The following is a 14,335-nucleotide window of genomic DNA, read 5'->3' as shown; positions in this document are numbered from 1 at the left end:
TCAGAGCAGGTAGTCGGAGAGGCCGCGCGGGACGTACTTCCCGCGGCCGGGACGGCCGGTGTACTCGCCGTTCCGGGAGATCACCTCGCCGCGGGACAGGACCGTGTCGACCTTGCCGTCGATCTCCCAGCCCTCCCAGGCCGAGTAGTCCATGTTCATGTGGTGCGTCTCGACGCTGATCCGGGTGCGCCCGTTCGGGTCGTAGAGCACGATGTCGGCGTCCGAGCCGGGCGCGATGATGCCCTTCTTCGGGTACATGCCGAACATCCGGGCCGGTGTCGTCGCGATCGTCTCCACCCAGCGGGCCAGCGACAGCTTGCCGTCGACCACACCCTGGTAGAGCAGGTCCACCCGGTGCTCGACGCTGCCGATGCCGTTCGGGATCTTGGAGAAGTCGCCGATGCCCATCTCCTTCTGATCCTTCATGCAGAACGGGCAGTGGTCGGTCGACACCACGGACAGGTCGTTGGTGCGCAGGCCCTGCCACAGATCGGCCCGGTGGCTCTCCTCGCCGCTGCGCAGCGGGGTGGAGCAGACCCACTTGGCGCCCTCGAAACCGGGCGCGCCGAGCTGGTCCTCCAGGGTCAGGTAGAGGTACTGCGGGCAGGTCTCGGCGAACACGTTGCGGCCCAGGTCCCGGGCATTGCGCACCTGCTCGAGAGCCTTCGACGCGGACAGGTGCACGATGTAGAGCGGGCAGTCGGCGGCGACGCTGGCCAGCCAGATCGCCCGGCTGGTGGCCTCCGCCTCGAGCTCCTGCGGCCGGGTCAGGCCGTGGAACTTCGGATCCGTCTCGCCGCGCTCCAGGGCCTGCTTCACCAGCACGTCGATGGCCGGGCCGTTCTCCGCGTGCATCATGATCATCGCGCCGTTGTCGCGCGCCTTCTGCATCGCCCGCAGGATCTGACCGTCGTCGGAGTAGAACACCCCGGGGTACGCCATGAACAGCTTGAAGCTGGTGATGCCCTCGGTCGCCACGAGCTGGTCCATGGCCTTGAGCGAGTCGTCGTCGACCCCGCCGAGGATCATGTGGAAGCCGTAGTCGATGTGGCACTGGTCGGCGGTCTTGCCGTGCCAGGCGGCCAGCCCGTCCTGGACCACCTCGCCGTACTTCTGGATGGCGAAGTCGATGATCGTGGTGGTGCCGCCGATCGCCGCGGCCTTGGTGCCGGTGTCGAAGGTGTCGCTGGCCTGTGTCCCGCCGAACGGCATCTGCATGTGGGTGTGCGCGTCGATGGCGCCCGGGATCACGTACTTGCCGGTCGCGTCGATGACCTCGGGGCCCTCGGGCGCCTGGCCGGGTGCGAACAGCGCGACGATGGTCTCGCCGTCGATCAGCACGTCGGCGGGGCTCGCCCCGGTCGGCCCGACCACGGTGCCACCCTTGATCAGGATGCTCACGGTTGCACCAGCCCGTTGTAGCTGTCCGGGCGGCGGTCGCGGTAGAACTGCCAGCGGTCGCGGACCGTGCCGAGCAGGCTCAGGTCCAGGTCCCGGATGATCAGCTCGGGGTGGTGCGTGTCGCCGACCTCGCCGACGAACTTGCCCTCCGGGTCGACGAAGTACGTCTGCCCGTAGAAGTCGTTCTCGCCCAGGTCCTCGACGCCGACCCGGTTGATCGCGCCGATGAAGTACTCGTTCGCCACCGCGCTGGCCGGCTGCTCCAGCTGCCAGAGATAGCTGGACAGGCCCCGGCTGGTCGCCGACGGGTTGAAGACGATCTGCGCGCCGTTGAGGCCGAGCGCCCGCCAGCCCTCCGGGAAGTGCCGGTCGTAGCAGATGTAGACGCCGACCCGGCCGACCGCGGTGTCGAACACCGGGTAGCCGAGGTTGCCGGGACGGAAGTAGAACTTCTCCCAGAAGCCCTTGACCTGCGGGATGTGGTTCTTGCGGTACTTGCCGAGGTACGTGCCGTCGGCGTCCAGGACGGCGGCCGTGTTGTAGAGGACGCCCTCCTGCTCCTTCTCGTACATCGGCAGGATCATCACCATGCCGAGCTCGGCGGCGAGGGCCTGGAAGCGTTCGGTCGTCGGGCCCGGGATGGCCTCGGCGTACTCGTAGAACGCGGCGTCCTGCACCTGGCAGAAGTACGGCCCGTAGAACAGCTCCTGGAAGCAGATGACCTTCGCACCCTGGGCGGCGGCGTCACGAGCGTAGTCCTCGTGTGCCTTGATCATCGATTCTTTGTCGCCCGTCCAATTCGTTTGGACGAGGGCGGCGCGAACGACTCCGGTCGTCATGACGACCCCTTTCTGTTGATCTCCCGCACGCGCAGTGCGCCGCAAAAGCGCCTGTGATCGTGTGTCTACTCCCTGTCATACCACCAGCGCCAGGTCTTGCTTGTCGCCGTCCGATGCCGTAGGACCTTAACGACACACATTCAAGCGAACAATTGCTGGTATGTAACCGATTGTTTCGGAGAGGTAATTTGCTTCCCCTGATCACCGGGGCGGTCGAGGACCGCAGCGCCCGGGGAATTGCCGCGGCCGTGAGCCGATTGATCACCGCCGGCCGGTTGCCGGCAGGGGAGCGGCTGCCCACCGTGCGCGCCGTCGCCGGCGAGCTCGGCGTCAGCCCCACCACGGTCAGCGAGGCCTGGCGCAACCTCACCCTGGCCGGCGCGATCGAGACCCGGGGCCGGTCCGGGACGTTCGTCTCCGGCCTGGCCAAGCCCCGGTTCTCCCGGCTCAGCCGGCCGCCGGTGACCCTGGCGACCGACCTCTCCACCGGCGTGCCGGACCCGGGGCTGCTGCCCGACCTGAGCGGCGCGCTGCGCCGGATCGGGGACGGCCGCTGGGCCGGCAGCTACCTCGAGGAGCCGGTGCTGCCGGAGCTCGAAGCGGTGCTGCGCGAGCGCTGGCCGTTCCCGCCCGAGCGGCTCACCGTGGTCGACGGCGCGATGGACGCCCTGGACCGGATCGCCTCGGCGGTGCTGCGCTACGGCGACCACGTGCTGGTCGAGAACCCGGCCTTCCCGCCGCTGCTCGACCTGCTCCAGACGCTCGGCGCCACCGTGATCGGGGTACCGCTCGACGAGCACGGCCTCGACCCGGAGGTGCTGCGCCAGGTGCTCGGCGAGCGCCGGCCGGTGGCGTTGTTCCTGCAGCCCCGGGCGCAGAACCCGACCGGGGTGAGCATGACCGCCGGGCGTGCCGCCGCGCTGGCCGGCCTGCTCCGGGACGCGCCCGGCCTGCTGGTGGTGGAGGACGACCACGCCGGGGACATCGCCACCGCGCCGCCGGTCAGCCTCGGCACCCACCTGCCCGGCCGGACCGTGCACGTGGCCAGCTTCTCCAAGAGTCACGGCCCGGACCTGCGGCTGGCCGCGATCGGCGGACCGGCCGCCGTGGTCGAGCAGGTGATCGACCGGCGGCTGCTCGGGCCGGGCTGGTCCAGCCGGCTGCTGCAGGGTGTGCTGCTGGACCTGCTCACCGACGCCCGGACCATCGCGCGGGTCGCCGAGGCCCGCGGGATCTACGCCGAGCGGCGGGCCGCCCTGCTCGCGGCGCTCGGCGGGCACGGCGTGACGGCCACCGCGGCCGACGGCATCAACCTCTGGATGTCCGTTCCGGATCAGCAGAACGCGATGGTCACCCTGGCCGCGCACGGCATCGCCGCGGCGCCCGGCGCGCCGTTCTGCGTCACCCCGCTCGGCAGCGACCACCTGCGCCTGACCGCCGGCCTGGTGTCCGGCGGGCAGACCGACCTGGCCACGGCGCTCGCCGCGGCCGCCTTCCAGACCGGCCGCGGCAGCGGCCCCCGCGGCCGTGGGCACCCGCACGGCTGGCGGTGATCCCCCGTTCTCGTCGAACTCACGATCAGGAGCCTGACATGTCCCTGCTGGACCGGCATCGCGCCGTGATGCCCACCTGGATGCCCGTCTACTACGGCGACGACGCGCTGGAGATCGTGGCCGGCTCCGGCCGCCGGGTCACCGACGCGGCCGGGCGCTCCTACCTCGACTTCTTCGGCGGCGTGCTGACCACGATGGTCGGCTACGACATCGCCGAGATCAGCGACGCGGTCCGCGCCCAGGTCGGTACGGGCGTGGCGCACACCTCGACGCTCTACCTGATCCGGCAGCAGGTCGAGCTGGCCGAGAAGATCGCCCGGGTCTCCGGCATCCCGGACGCCCGGGTGTTCTTCACCAACTCCGGCACCGAGGCGAACGAGTCGGCGCTGCTGTTCGCCACGAACCTGCGCCGCTCCAACCAGATCCTGGCGATCAAGAACGGCTACCACGGCCGGACCTTCGCCACGATGGCGGTCACCGGGCATCGCAGCTGGTCGTCCAGCTCGCTCAGCCCGCTCACCGTGCACTGGCTCGCGTCGGCCGACCGGCTCCGCGGGCGGATGGCCGGGCTGTCCGACAGCGATCTCATCGACGCGGCGGTGGACGACCTGCGAGAGGTGCTCGCCACGGTCAGCGCCGGCGACGTGGCCGGGCTGATCGCCGAGCCGATCCAGGGTGTCGGCGGGTTCGTGGCCGGGCCGGACGGGCTGCTCGGGGCATACCGGAAGGTGCTCGCCGAGCACGGCATCCTGCTGATCGCCGACGAGGTGCAGACCGGCTGGGGCCGCACCGGCGACCACTTCTGGGGCCACCAGGCGCACGGCGTCACCCCGGATCTGATCACTTTCGCCAAGGGGATCGGGAACGGGTTCGCGCTCGGCGGGGTGGTCGGGCGGGCCGAGGTGATGAACGCGGTGCCGGCGATCAGCTTCTCCACCTTCGGCGGGAACCCGGTCAGCGCGGCGGCCGGCAACGCGGTGCTCGACTACGTGCTCTCGCACGACCTGCAGGGCAACGCCAAGCGGGTCGGCGCGGTGCTGCTGGACGGGCTGCGCGCGCTCTCGTACGACATTTTGGGTGAAGTCCGCGGTCGCGGGCTGATGATCGGCCTGGAGTTCACGCGGCCCGGCACCGGCGAGCCGGACCCGGTCGCGACGCTGCGGGTCTTCGACCTGTGCCGGGCCGGCGGTCTGCTGGTCGGCAAGGGCGGCCTGTACGGCAACGTGATCCGGATCGGGCCGCCGCTGACCCTGACCGAGGAGGAGGCCCGCGAAGGCCTCGCGATCCTGGCCGACGCGATCGCGACCGCCGACGCCGAGTCCCGGATTTCCTGACGCCGCCGGGTCGGTGGCTGGTTCTCAGGGGTGCCTCAGCCGTGCTGAGGCACCCCTGAGAACCAGCCACCCGACCCGCACCCCGCCTTGCACGTTTTGTCGATGGCTCGTGAACTTTCGCTTGTTCTGAAGAAACTTCCCTTCTCTTCAGACGAAACTTCTCGGTAACGTCCCTCAGGCATATCGATTTATCGATAGAGGGGGACCGCAATGTCGCCGTCACTCAGCCGCCGTCATCTTCTCGGCGCCGCCGCCGCGGGCGCCGCCGCCACCGTCGGGATTCCCGGAGCCGCCGCCGCGGGCGGGTCGGGCGCCCTGCACCGGGTGCCGAAGGACCAGATCAGCGTGCAGCTCTACACGCTGCGCGACCAGCTCGCCATCAACCTGGAGGCGAGCCTCGCCGAGCTCGCCGCGATCGGCTACACCCGGGTGGAGCACGCCGGTTTCGTCGGGCGCACCGCGGCGCAGTTCCGCGCCGCCCTGGACGCCGCCGGCCTGCGCGCCACCTCCGGGCACGTCGGGATCCCGCAGCCGTTCGACGCCGCCACCTGGCAGCGCGCGCTCGACGACGCCGCGGTGGTCGGCAACAGGTTCATCGTCCACCCGTTCTTCGGGCAGGGCGCGTCCGGGCCGATCCGGGACGCCGCGGTCTACCGGGCCTTCGCCCGCGACCTCAACAAGGCCGGTGAGCTGGCCCGCCGGGCCGGGCTGGACTTCGGCTACCACAACCACCAGGCCGAGTTCCTCCGCCAGGACGGCACCAGCCGGACCGGGTTCGACATCCTGACCGGCGAGACCGATCCGCGCCTGGTGCACCTCGAGGTGGACCTGTTCTGGGCGTTCCGCGGCGCGCACGACCCGGTCGACCTGATCGCCGAGCACCGCGGCCGGATCAAGCAGGTGCACGTCAAGGACCTGAACGTGGCGGGCAGCTTCGCCGACCCGGGTGACGGCCTGATCGACTTCGGCCGGATCTTCCAACGGTCCCGGGAGGCCGGGCTGATCGAGTACATCGTCGAGCGCGACGACGCCGGCACACCGCCCCGGACACCCGCCGATGCCCTGGTCACCGCACGGCGCGGGTATGCGTACCTGTCAGGGTTGAGATTCTGATGTTCTCCCGTCTCGCTCTGCTCAGCGCTGTCGGAGCAGCCGTCCTGGCCGCGCCGGCCGTGGCCGTGGCCCATCCCGGTCACGAGTTGCCGCCGTCCTCGGACTTCCAGAAGGTCACCCTCGACGACTTCCCGGGCGAGCCGATCGCGCTCGCCGTGCTGCCGGACCGCCGGGTGCTGCACACCGCCCGCAGCGGCGAGGTGCGCATCCACGAGCCGTCCACCGGCCGCAACGTCCTGGCCGCGAAGATCCCGGTCTACCTGCACGACGAGGAGGGCGTGCAGGGGGTCGCGATCGACCCGGACTTCGCCCGCAACAAGTGGGTCTACCTCTACTACTCGCCGGTGCTGAACACGCCGGTCGACGACCCGGCCACGCCGGCGGTCAATGAGGGCGACGCGCCCGCCGAGGGCACCGCCGCCGACTTCGCGCCGTTCAAGGGCGTGATGCGGCTGTCCCGGTTCAAGCTGGCCGGGAACACGCTGCGGCTGGACACCGAACAGAAGATCATCGAGGTGGGCACCGACCGGGGGATGTGCTGCCACGTCGGCGGCAAGATCGACTTCGACCGGTCCGGGAACCTGTACCTGTCCACCGGCGACGACACCAACCCGTTCTTCTCCAGCGGCTACGCGCCGATCGACGAGCGGGCGAACCGCAACCCGGTCTTCGACGCCCAGCGCTCCGCGGCGAACACCGCCGACCTGCGCGGCAAGCTGCTGCGGATCACGGTGGGGCGCAACGGCGGGTACACCGTCCCGCGCGGCAACCTGTTCCGCCCGGGCACCCCGAAGACGCGGCCGGAGATCTACGCGATGGGGCTGCGGAACCCGTTCCGGTTCACCCTCGACCCGGTCACCGACGTGGTCTACCTGGCCGACTACTCGCCGGACGCCCAGGTCGCCGACCCGCTGCGCGGCCCGGCCGGGCAGGGGCGCTGGATGGCGATCGACAAGCCGGCGAACTACGGCTGGCCGTACTGCGTGGCGCCGGACCAGCCGTACGTGGACTACGACTTCGCGACCGGGGTGTCCGGTGCGCCGTTCAACTGTGCGAAACCGGTCAACGAGTCGCCGCACAACACCGGGCTCCGGGTGCTGCCGCCGGTGGAGAAGGCCGAGGTCATCTATTCGTACGGCGCCAGCGCCGCGTGGCCCGAGCTGGGCACGGGCGGCATCGGGCCGATGGGCGGGCCGGCCTACCGGTACTCGGAGCGCCTGCGGTCGCCGGTGAAGTGGCCGTCGTCGTTCGACGGGCTGCCGCTGTTCGCCGAGTGGACCCGCGACTACGTGAAGGCGTTCCACCTGGACCGGCGTCACCAGGTCACCCAGATCGACCCGGTGCTGCCGGAGATCGTCTTCGACAACCCGATGGACCTGGAGTTCGGGCCGGACGGGGCGCTCTACGTGCTCGAGTACGGCGACGGGTACTTCAGCGAGAACCCGGACGCCCAGCTGGCCCGGATCGACTACGTGCGGGGCAACCGGACGCCGATCCCGCGGGCCAGCGCCAACCCCGGTGGCGGGCAGGCGCCGCTCACCGTGCAGTTCTCCAGCGCCGGGACGGTCGATCCGGACGGGGACGCGCTGACCTACGCGTGGGACTTCGACGCGGACGGGACGGTGGACTCGACGGCGGCGAACCCCGCGTACACGTACACCGTGAACGGGAACTACCGGCCGGTCCTCAAGGTCACCGACAGCACCGGGCGGTCGGCCTCGGCCGAGGTGATCCTGCCGGTCGGGACGCTCGCGCCGCAGGTGACGTTCGTGAGCCCGGTCGCGGGGCAGCCGTTCGCGTTCGGGCAGACCGTGAACTACGAGGTGACGGTCGCCGACGACGCGCCGGTGAACTGCGCGAACGTGACGGTGACGTACATCCTCGGCCATGACCAGCACGGGCATCCGCTGTCCACGTCGTCGGGCTGCACCGGGTCGATCACCACGTTCGTGGACGCCGGGCACGCCGGCGCCGGGAACCTGACCGCGGTGTTCGTGGCGTCGTACACCGACACCGGCAACCCGCCGCAGACCGGGACCGCGACCGTGGTCCTGACCCCGACCAGCTGATCTCTTCGGGAATGAGCCGGCCGGGCCGCATGGCCCGGCCGGCTCGCGGTCGCTCCGCGACTGACCGATCAGCTGAGGGGTATTAGCTGGGAAATGTTCACCAATCCTTTGTTGACAGACACTGTCCGTGCGCTTCCAGCCACCTGGAGGCAAATTTAGGGAAACATCAGGTTAACGAGAGCGGAATCTTGTACATGTCCCGTTCGGCCTCTGGCAGCCGGCCGGTAACTCGGTAACGATCACGGCGTGACTGAAACATCCGTGATCCTCGCGCTGGTGGTCATGACGGCTCTCGCCTTCGACTTCACCAACGGGTTCCACGACACGGCGAACGCGATGGCCACCTCCATCGCGACCAAAGCCCTGCGGCCCAAGACCGCCGTAGCCCTCTCCGGTGTGCTGAACCTGATCGGCGCCTTCCTGTCCGTGGAGGTCGCGCTCACCGTCACGAACGCGGTGGTCAAGATCCAGGACAAGACCGGTGCCCCCAAGGCCGAGTTGCTCGCCGACCGGGGATCCGGGTTGCTGCTGATCGTGCTGGCCGGCTTGGTGGGCGGTATCGTCTGGAACCTGCTGACCTGGCTGGTCGGCCTCCCCTCCAGTTCCTCGCACGCGCTGTTCGGCGGGTTGATCGGCGCGACCGTCGCCGGGCTCGGCTGGGCCGGCGTCAACTGGAACGGCGACGGCTCGAAGCTCGACGGCGTGGTCGGCAAGGTGCTGCTGCCCGCCGTCCTCTCGCCGGTGATCGCCGCGCTGGTGGCGTCGTTCGGCACCTGGCTGATCTTCAAGATCACGAAGGGGATCTCGGCGCGCTACACCGACAAGGGCTTCAAGTGGGGCCAGATCGGTTCGGCCTCGCTGGTCTCGCTCGCGCACGGCACCAACGACGCGCAGAAGACGATGGGCGTGATCACGCTCGCGCTGATCGCCAGCGGTGACTGGAGCGACACCAAGAACATCCCGTTCTGGGTGAAGGTGTCCTGCGCGGTCGCCATCGCGGCCGGCACCTACCTGGGCGGCTGGCGGATCATCCGCACCCTCGGCAAGGGCCTCACCGACATCAGCCCGCCGCAGGGCACCGCCGCGCAGTCCGGCGCCGCCGCCGTGATCCTGGCGTCCAGCCAGCTCGGCTTCGCGCTCTCCACCACGCACGTCGCCACCGGTTCGGTGCTCGGTTCCGGCCTCGGCCGCCCCGGCGCCCGGGTCCGCTGGGGTGTCGCCGGCCGGATGGTCGCCGCCTGGCTGATCACCCTGCCCGCGGCCGGCCTGATCGGCGCCGTGATGTGGTGGATCGGGCACTCGATCGGCGGCCTGGCCGGCGCGATCGTGGTGTTCCTGCTGCTGGTCGCGGCGTCGGTGGCGATGTGGCTGCGCTCGCGCGGCGAGCAGATCGACCACGACAACGTCAACGACGACTGGGACTCCCCGCCGGCCACGACGCCGGCCGACCCGGCCGTCAAGGAAGCCGTCCGCGTCGTCGCGGCGAACTGAGCGGAGGCGACATGCACAACCTGGGATTCGCGCTGGACGGCGCGTGGCGAGTGCTCCTCGCCGGTCTGGTCCTCGGCGCCGGCCTGCCGGTGCTGTTCGCCCTCGGGATCCGCTCGCTGGCCTGGGGCGCCGGCGAGGCCTCGGTCGACGCCACCGGCGTCACCCCGGGCGCCAAGCGCCCGCTCGGCACGGCCGTCGGCTACCTGCTGTTCGCCGTGGTCGTGATCGGCGTGCTGCTCGGCCTGACGTTCATCGTCGCGTCCGGCTTCGGCAACAAGCTCAGCTTCGAGAACATCTACCCCACCATCGTCCCGAAGTAGCCCACCCGCCCGCTTCGGTCCCCGCAGCACCAGCCCACCCACGGCTGGTGCTGCTCTGTTTCCACCCCCGGCTGGCGCTGGCGGCTGCCTCCGGTCCCCGGAGACAGCCGTGGGCACCAGCCAGGGGTGGAAGCGACCCGCGGCTGGTTGTCAGGGGTCCCTCGGGGTGCCGGAGGCACCCCTGAGGGCCAGCCGGGACTTGGCGGCGCGGCCGGGTCCGGAGTCCCCGCGGCCCGGCGCGAGACCATCAGTGAGCGTGGCTCGTAGCCTGCGGACGGGCGCTCCGTACTCGTACCGAATGGGGTTGAAAGCGGTCTAGACCAGGCTGCGGGCCAGGACGCCGACGTCGGCCTGGTCGGTGAAGAGTCCGTCGATGCCGGTACGCAGGAAGGTGACCTGCTCGTCGATGGCGCGGCCGTAGGCGGTGACGTCCGCGCCGACCTTGAGCTCGGCCGGCAGGAAGCTGTTCTCGGCGCGGAACGTGTACGGGATGACCTTGAGGCCGGCCCGGTGCGCGTCCTTGACCAGGCTGGTCGGGGCGGCCAGGGTGCCGTCCGCGTTGCGCGGGATGATCTGGCTCTTGTCCGGGCCGAGGCCGTCGACGTATTCGGACAGCTCCTTGAGCCCGACCGGCGTGAGGTAGTCGGCGTAGCTGCGCGGGTCGTTGAACGGGTTGCCGGCCGCGCTGCTGAGGAACACCAGCGGCACCTCGACCCGGTGGTGGTCGGCGAGGGTGCGCAGGTTGACCGCCTCGAACGACTGGACGAAGACCTTCGCGCCCCGGCGGTCCAGGCCGTTGCGGCGCAGGATCCGGACCAGCGGGGTCTCCAGCTCGAGGCCGATGCCGCGGAAGAACGTGGGGTGCTTGGTCTCCGGGAAGACGCCGATCTCCCGGTCCAGCTCGCGGGAGAGGCGCTTGCGCAGGTCCAGGACCTCCTGGAAGGTCGGCACCGGGAACAGGCCGTCGTAGAGCGTGTTGTGCTGGCGGATCGCCGGGATCCGCTCGGTGGCGCGCAGCGTCTTCAGCTCGGCGAGGGTGAAGTCCTGCGTCCACCAGCCGGTGACGCTCACCCCGTCCAGGACGACGGTGCGTTTGCGGGCGGCGAACTCCGGCTTCGAGGCGACGTTGGTGGTGGCGCCGATCTCCGGCTCGTGCCGGCAGACCAGGACGCCGTCCTTCGTGCTGACCAGGTCCGGCTCCATGTAGTCGGCGCCCATCCGGGCAGCCAGCTCGTAGGAGGCCAGGGTGTGCTCGGGCCGGTAGCCGGACGCTCCCCGGTGCCCGACGACCAGCGTCGACGGGTGCCGGCTCGGCTTGTCGTGCGCGAACGCCGGAGCCGAGATGGCCCCACCCAGCGCCGGGGCGGCGGCGGCCATCGCACCGAAGCGCAGCATCTGACGGCGATCTGCCACGGTTTCCTCCACGGAATCGGCATCCGGCGCTGGTCGCCGTGATGTCCGAAGGGCAGTCGACGCGATCGAATCGTCGCCGAAGCGACGGTTTCGTGGCGTGTCCGCAAACGGTCGGCCAATGGTCGTCAGGCGCCGGGAGCCCGTGCCCGCCGTACCATCGGCGCATGCCCGCCCCGCTCCGATCGCTGCTGGCGGAACCGCGGCCGCCGGGCGCCCCGCCGCTGTCCTGGCGCGACTGGCTGCTGACCGCGGTCTGCGCCGGCGCGGCGCTGCTGGAGGGCGCGCTGCGTCCCGGCCAGCCGGGCGGGGTGGTCGCGGTGCTGCTGGCCGCCGGTCTCGCTCCGGTCCTGCTGATCCGGCGCAGCCGGCCGCTGCTCGCGGTCACCGTCGCGTTCGGCGCGACGCTGATCGCTCCGGCCTTCACCGGCGGGGTCAAGGCGGAGGAGGGCGCACTGGTCTACCTGCTGGTGGTGCTCTACGCGCTGTTCCGCTGGGGTTCCGGCCGGGAGGCCGCGCTCGGGCTCCTGGTGGTCATGGTCAAGCAGGTGGCGGCGCTCGCGCTGAGCCAGGAGCCGCCCGGTGACACGGCGGGCGGGACGGCGATCACGATCGCGGTCTTCGCGCTGGGTGCGGCGGTCCGGTACCGGTCCGGTGCCCGGGCCCGGGAACTGGACCAGGTCCGGGCCACCGAACGCGAGCGTCTCGCCCGCGACCTGCACGACACGGTGGCGCATCACGTGTCCGCGATGGCGATCCGCGCCCAGGCCGGGCTGGCCACCGCGGGCACCCGTCCGGACGCGGCCACCGACGCGCTGCGCCTGATCGAGAACGAGGCGAGACAGGCGCTGGCCGAGATGCGCACGGTGCTCCGCGCGCTGCGCACCGACGAGCCGGACACGCCGCGCCTCGCCGACCTGAGCGGGCTGGCCGCGGGCGCGGGCCCGCCGGTGGAGATCGAGGTCGGCGCCGGGCTCGGTGCGGTGGCGCCGGCGACCGGCGCGGCGGTCTACCGGATCGTCCAGGAGGCGGTCACCAACGCGCGGCGGCACGCCCGGGGCGCGACACACATCCGGGTCCGGGTCACCGCGGAGGAATCACGCGTGCGCCTGCGGGTCGAGGACGACGGCGCGGCTCCGGGCCCGCGTGCCACGATCGAGGGGTACGGGGTGAGCGGCATGCGGGAGCGCGCCGAACTGCTCGGCGGCACGTGCGTGGCCGGACCCGGCCCGGAGCGTGGCTGGCATGTGGAGGCGGTGTTGCCGTCGTGACCCTGCGGGTGCTGGTCGCCGACGATCAGGAGATCGTCCGTACCGGACTGACCATGATCCTCAACGTGCAGCCGGGCATCCAGGTGGTCGGCGAGGCGGCGAACGGGCACCAGGCCGTCGAGCTGGCCCGCCGGCTGCGCCCGGACGTGTGCCTGTTCGACATCCGGATGCCCGGGATGGACGGGATCGCCGCGACCAGGGAACTGGCCGGCCCCGGCGTCGCCGACCCCCTCGCGGTCGTCGTGATCACCACGTTCGACCTGGACGAGCACGTCTACGGGGCGTTGCGGGCCGGCGCCCGCGGGTTCCTGCTCAAGGAGGCCGGTGCGGAGCTGCTGGCCCAGGCGGTCCGGGCGGCGGCGGCCGGCGACGCGATCATCGCGCCCGCGGTGACCGGACGGTTGCTGACGGCGTTCGCCCGCAGCGGCACCGGCGGCCCGCTGCGGCAGCCGGTCGAACCGCTGACCGGCCGGGAGGAGGAGGTGCTGCTGGCCGTGGCCGCCGGCCGGACGAACCACGAGATCGCCGGCGCGCTGTTCATCAGCCTCAGCACCGTGAAGACCCACGTGGCCAGCCTGATGGCCAAGCTCGGGGCGCGGAACCGGGTCGAGATGGCCATCTGGGCATACGAGACCGGTCGCCGGTAACGGCCGGAAGTACGGTTCTTCCCCGTTCCCCGGCAGGAGCCGGGCCCGGTCCGCGGGCCGATGCCCCGGCCCACCCCGGACGGCCACGATCGACGCATGACGAATGCGGGGCTGGAACCGGCACGGTCCGACAGCGACACCCGGCCGGAACCGGCCGGGGAGCGCGGCGCGCGCCGGCGGCAGCGCGGTGGCTGGCGGATCCCGGCGGCCCTGATCGCGCTGAGCCTGGTGCCGTCGCTGGCGGGCGCGCACCGGCTCGGCGAGCTGGCCACCGGCGTCCCGGTCACCGCGGAGAACGCCCGCTTCTTCGCGATGCCGGCGCCGGTCGTGGCGCACATCGTCGCCGCGGTCCTCTACTGCGTGCTGGGCGCGTTCCAGTTCGCTCCGGCGTTCCGGCGCCGGCGGCCGGCCTGGCACCGGGTCGCCGGCCGGATCCTGGTCGCGGCCGGGCTGGTCGTGGCGGTCAGCGGGATGTGGATGGCGGTCGCCTACGACCTCCCGCCGATCGACGGCGCCGTGGTGGAGGTGACCCGCCTGATCGTCGGCACCGTCATGATCGTGGCGCTGGTCCTGGCCGTGCTGCTGATCCGCCGGCGTGACATCGCCGGTCACCGGGCCTGGATGATCCGGGCCTACGCCCTCGGCCAGGGCGCCGGCACCCAGGTCTTCACCCACCTGCCGTGGACCCTCGCGATCGGGACGCCCGGCGTCGGCGCCCGCGCGTTCCTGATGGCCGCCGGCTGGGTGATCAACATCCTGGTCGCCGAGTGGATCATCCGAGGCCGCCCGGTCCGCCGGCGTCGCCGAGCGAGGCGCTGATTCTCGTGGTGTTGTCCGTGAACGCCCAGCCCATCGTGGTGCACGGAGCCCGGCCGGGCGGGCCAACG

At 71.4% G+C, this 14,335-nt stretch carries 12 protein-coding genes; 9 read left to right on the top strand and 3 right to left on the bottom strand.

Annotated elements, in window-relative coordinates:
• Together hydA and ADL15_RS25785 are read right to left on the bottom strand one after the other, a co-directional pair.
• Entirely contained in the window at positions 1–1,401 is a 1,401-nt protein-coding gene (gene hydA / locus ADL15_RS25790) for a dihydropyrimidinase (RefSeq protein WP_067696357.1), read from the bottom strand.
• Complete coding sequence (locus ADL15_RS25785) at positions 1,398–2,240, bottom strand: nitrilase-related carbon-nitrogen hydrolase (RefSeq protein WP_067696354.1); 843 nt, start codon at positions 2,238–2,240, stop codon at positions 1,398–1,400. The genes hydA and ADL15_RS25785 overlap by 4 nt, the downstream gene beginning before the upstream one ends.
• A gap of 188 nt (positions 2,241–2,428) precedes the next feature.
• Here ADL15_RS25785 and ADL15_RS25780 point away from each other — a divergent pair, with 188 nt between their 5' ends.
• The 6 genes from ADL15_RS25780 (at position 2,429) to ADL15_RS25755 (ending at position 10,120) form a co-directional block, all read left to right on the top strand.
• A complete protein-coding gene (locus ADL15_RS25780; protein WP_067696351.1) occupies positions 2,429–3,793 on the top strand; it encodes an aminotransferase-like domain-containing protein in 1,365 nt (454 codons plus the stop codon).
• 38 nt (positions 3,794–3,831) lie between these two features.
• Positions 3,832–5,127 carry an aspartate aminotransferase family protein gene (locus tag ADL15_RS25775; RefSeq protein WP_067696348.1) on the top strand — a complete coding sequence of 432 codons (1,296 nt, stop codon included), beginning with the start codon at positions 3,832–3,834 and terminating at the stop codon, positions 5,125–5,127.
• A 210-nt stretch (positions 5,128–5,337) separates the two neighbouring features.
• On the top strand, positions 5,338–6,240 hold the full coding sequence (locus tag ADL15_RS25770) for a sugar phosphate isomerase/epimerase family protein (protein ID WP_067696345.1): 903 nt from the start codon (positions 5,338–5,340) through the stop codon (positions 6,238–6,240).
• Positions 6,240–8,309: a PQQ-dependent sugar dehydrogenase gene (locus ADL15_RS25765; RefSeq protein WP_067696343.1), complete on the top strand. Its 2,070-nt coding sequence runs from the start codon at positions 6,240–6,242 to the stop codon at positions 8,307–8,309. Before ADL15_RS25770 ends, ADL15_RS25765 begins: the two co-directional genes overlap by 1 nt.
• Positions 8,310–8,555: 246 nt before the next feature.
• Entirely contained in the window at positions 8,556–9,800 is a 1,245-nt protein-coding gene (locus ADL15_RS25760; RefSeq protein ID WP_067696340.1) for an inorganic phosphate transporter, read from the top strand.
• 11 nt (positions 9,801–9,811) lie between these two features.
• Positions 9,812–10,120 carry a hypothetical protein gene (locus ADL15_RS25755; protein WP_067696338.1) on the top strand — a complete coding sequence of 103 codons (309 nt, stop codon included), beginning with the start codon at positions 9,812–9,814 and terminating at the stop codon, positions 10,118–10,120.
• 315 nt (positions 10,121–10,435) lie between these two features.
• Here the strand turns inward: ADL15_RS25755 and ADL15_RS25750 are convergent, their stop codons facing one another.
• Complete coding sequence (locus ADL15_RS25750; RefSeq protein WP_067696559.1) at positions 10,436–11,533, bottom strand: glycerophosphodiester phosphodiesterase; 1,098 nt, start codon at positions 11,531–11,533, stop codon at positions 10,436–10,438.
• Positions 11,534–11,697: 164 nt separating this feature from the next.
• Here ADL15_RS25750 and ADL15_RS25745 point away from each other — a divergent pair, with 164 nt between their 5' ends.
• The 3 genes from ADL15_RS25745 (at position 11,698) to ADL15_RS25735 (ending at position 14,267) form a co-directional block, all read left to right on the top strand.
• On the top strand, positions 11,698–12,801 hold the full coding sequence (locus ADL15_RS25745; RefSeq protein WP_067696337.1) for a sensor histidine kinase: 1,104 nt from the start codon (positions 11,698–11,700) through the stop codon (positions 12,799–12,801).
• Positions 12,798–13,448: a response regulator transcription factor gene (locus tag ADL15_RS25740; RefSeq protein WP_067696335.1), complete on the top strand. Its 651-nt coding sequence runs from the start codon at positions 12,798–12,800 to the stop codon at positions 13,446–13,448. The genes ADL15_RS25745 and ADL15_RS25740 overlap by 4 nt, the downstream gene beginning before the upstream one ends.
• Positions 13,449–13,544: 96 nt before the next feature.
• A complete protein-coding gene (locus ADL15_RS25735; protein WP_083971730.1) occupies positions 13,545–14,267 on the top strand; it encodes a DUF2306 domain-containing protein in 723 nt (240 codons plus the stop codon).
• The last annotated feature ends 68 nt before the right edge of the window (positions 14,268–14,335 follow it).

The sequence above is a fragment of the Actinoplanes awajinensis subsp. mycoplanecinus genome (genome assembly GCF_001509495.1).
GTDB lineage: Bacteria > Actinomycetota > Actinomycetes > Mycobacteriales > Micromonosporaceae > Actinoplanes > Actinoplanes palleronii.
The sequence above is the reverse complement of the archived record's forward strand: the minus strand, read 5'-3'. Positions and strand labels throughout refer to the sequence as shown.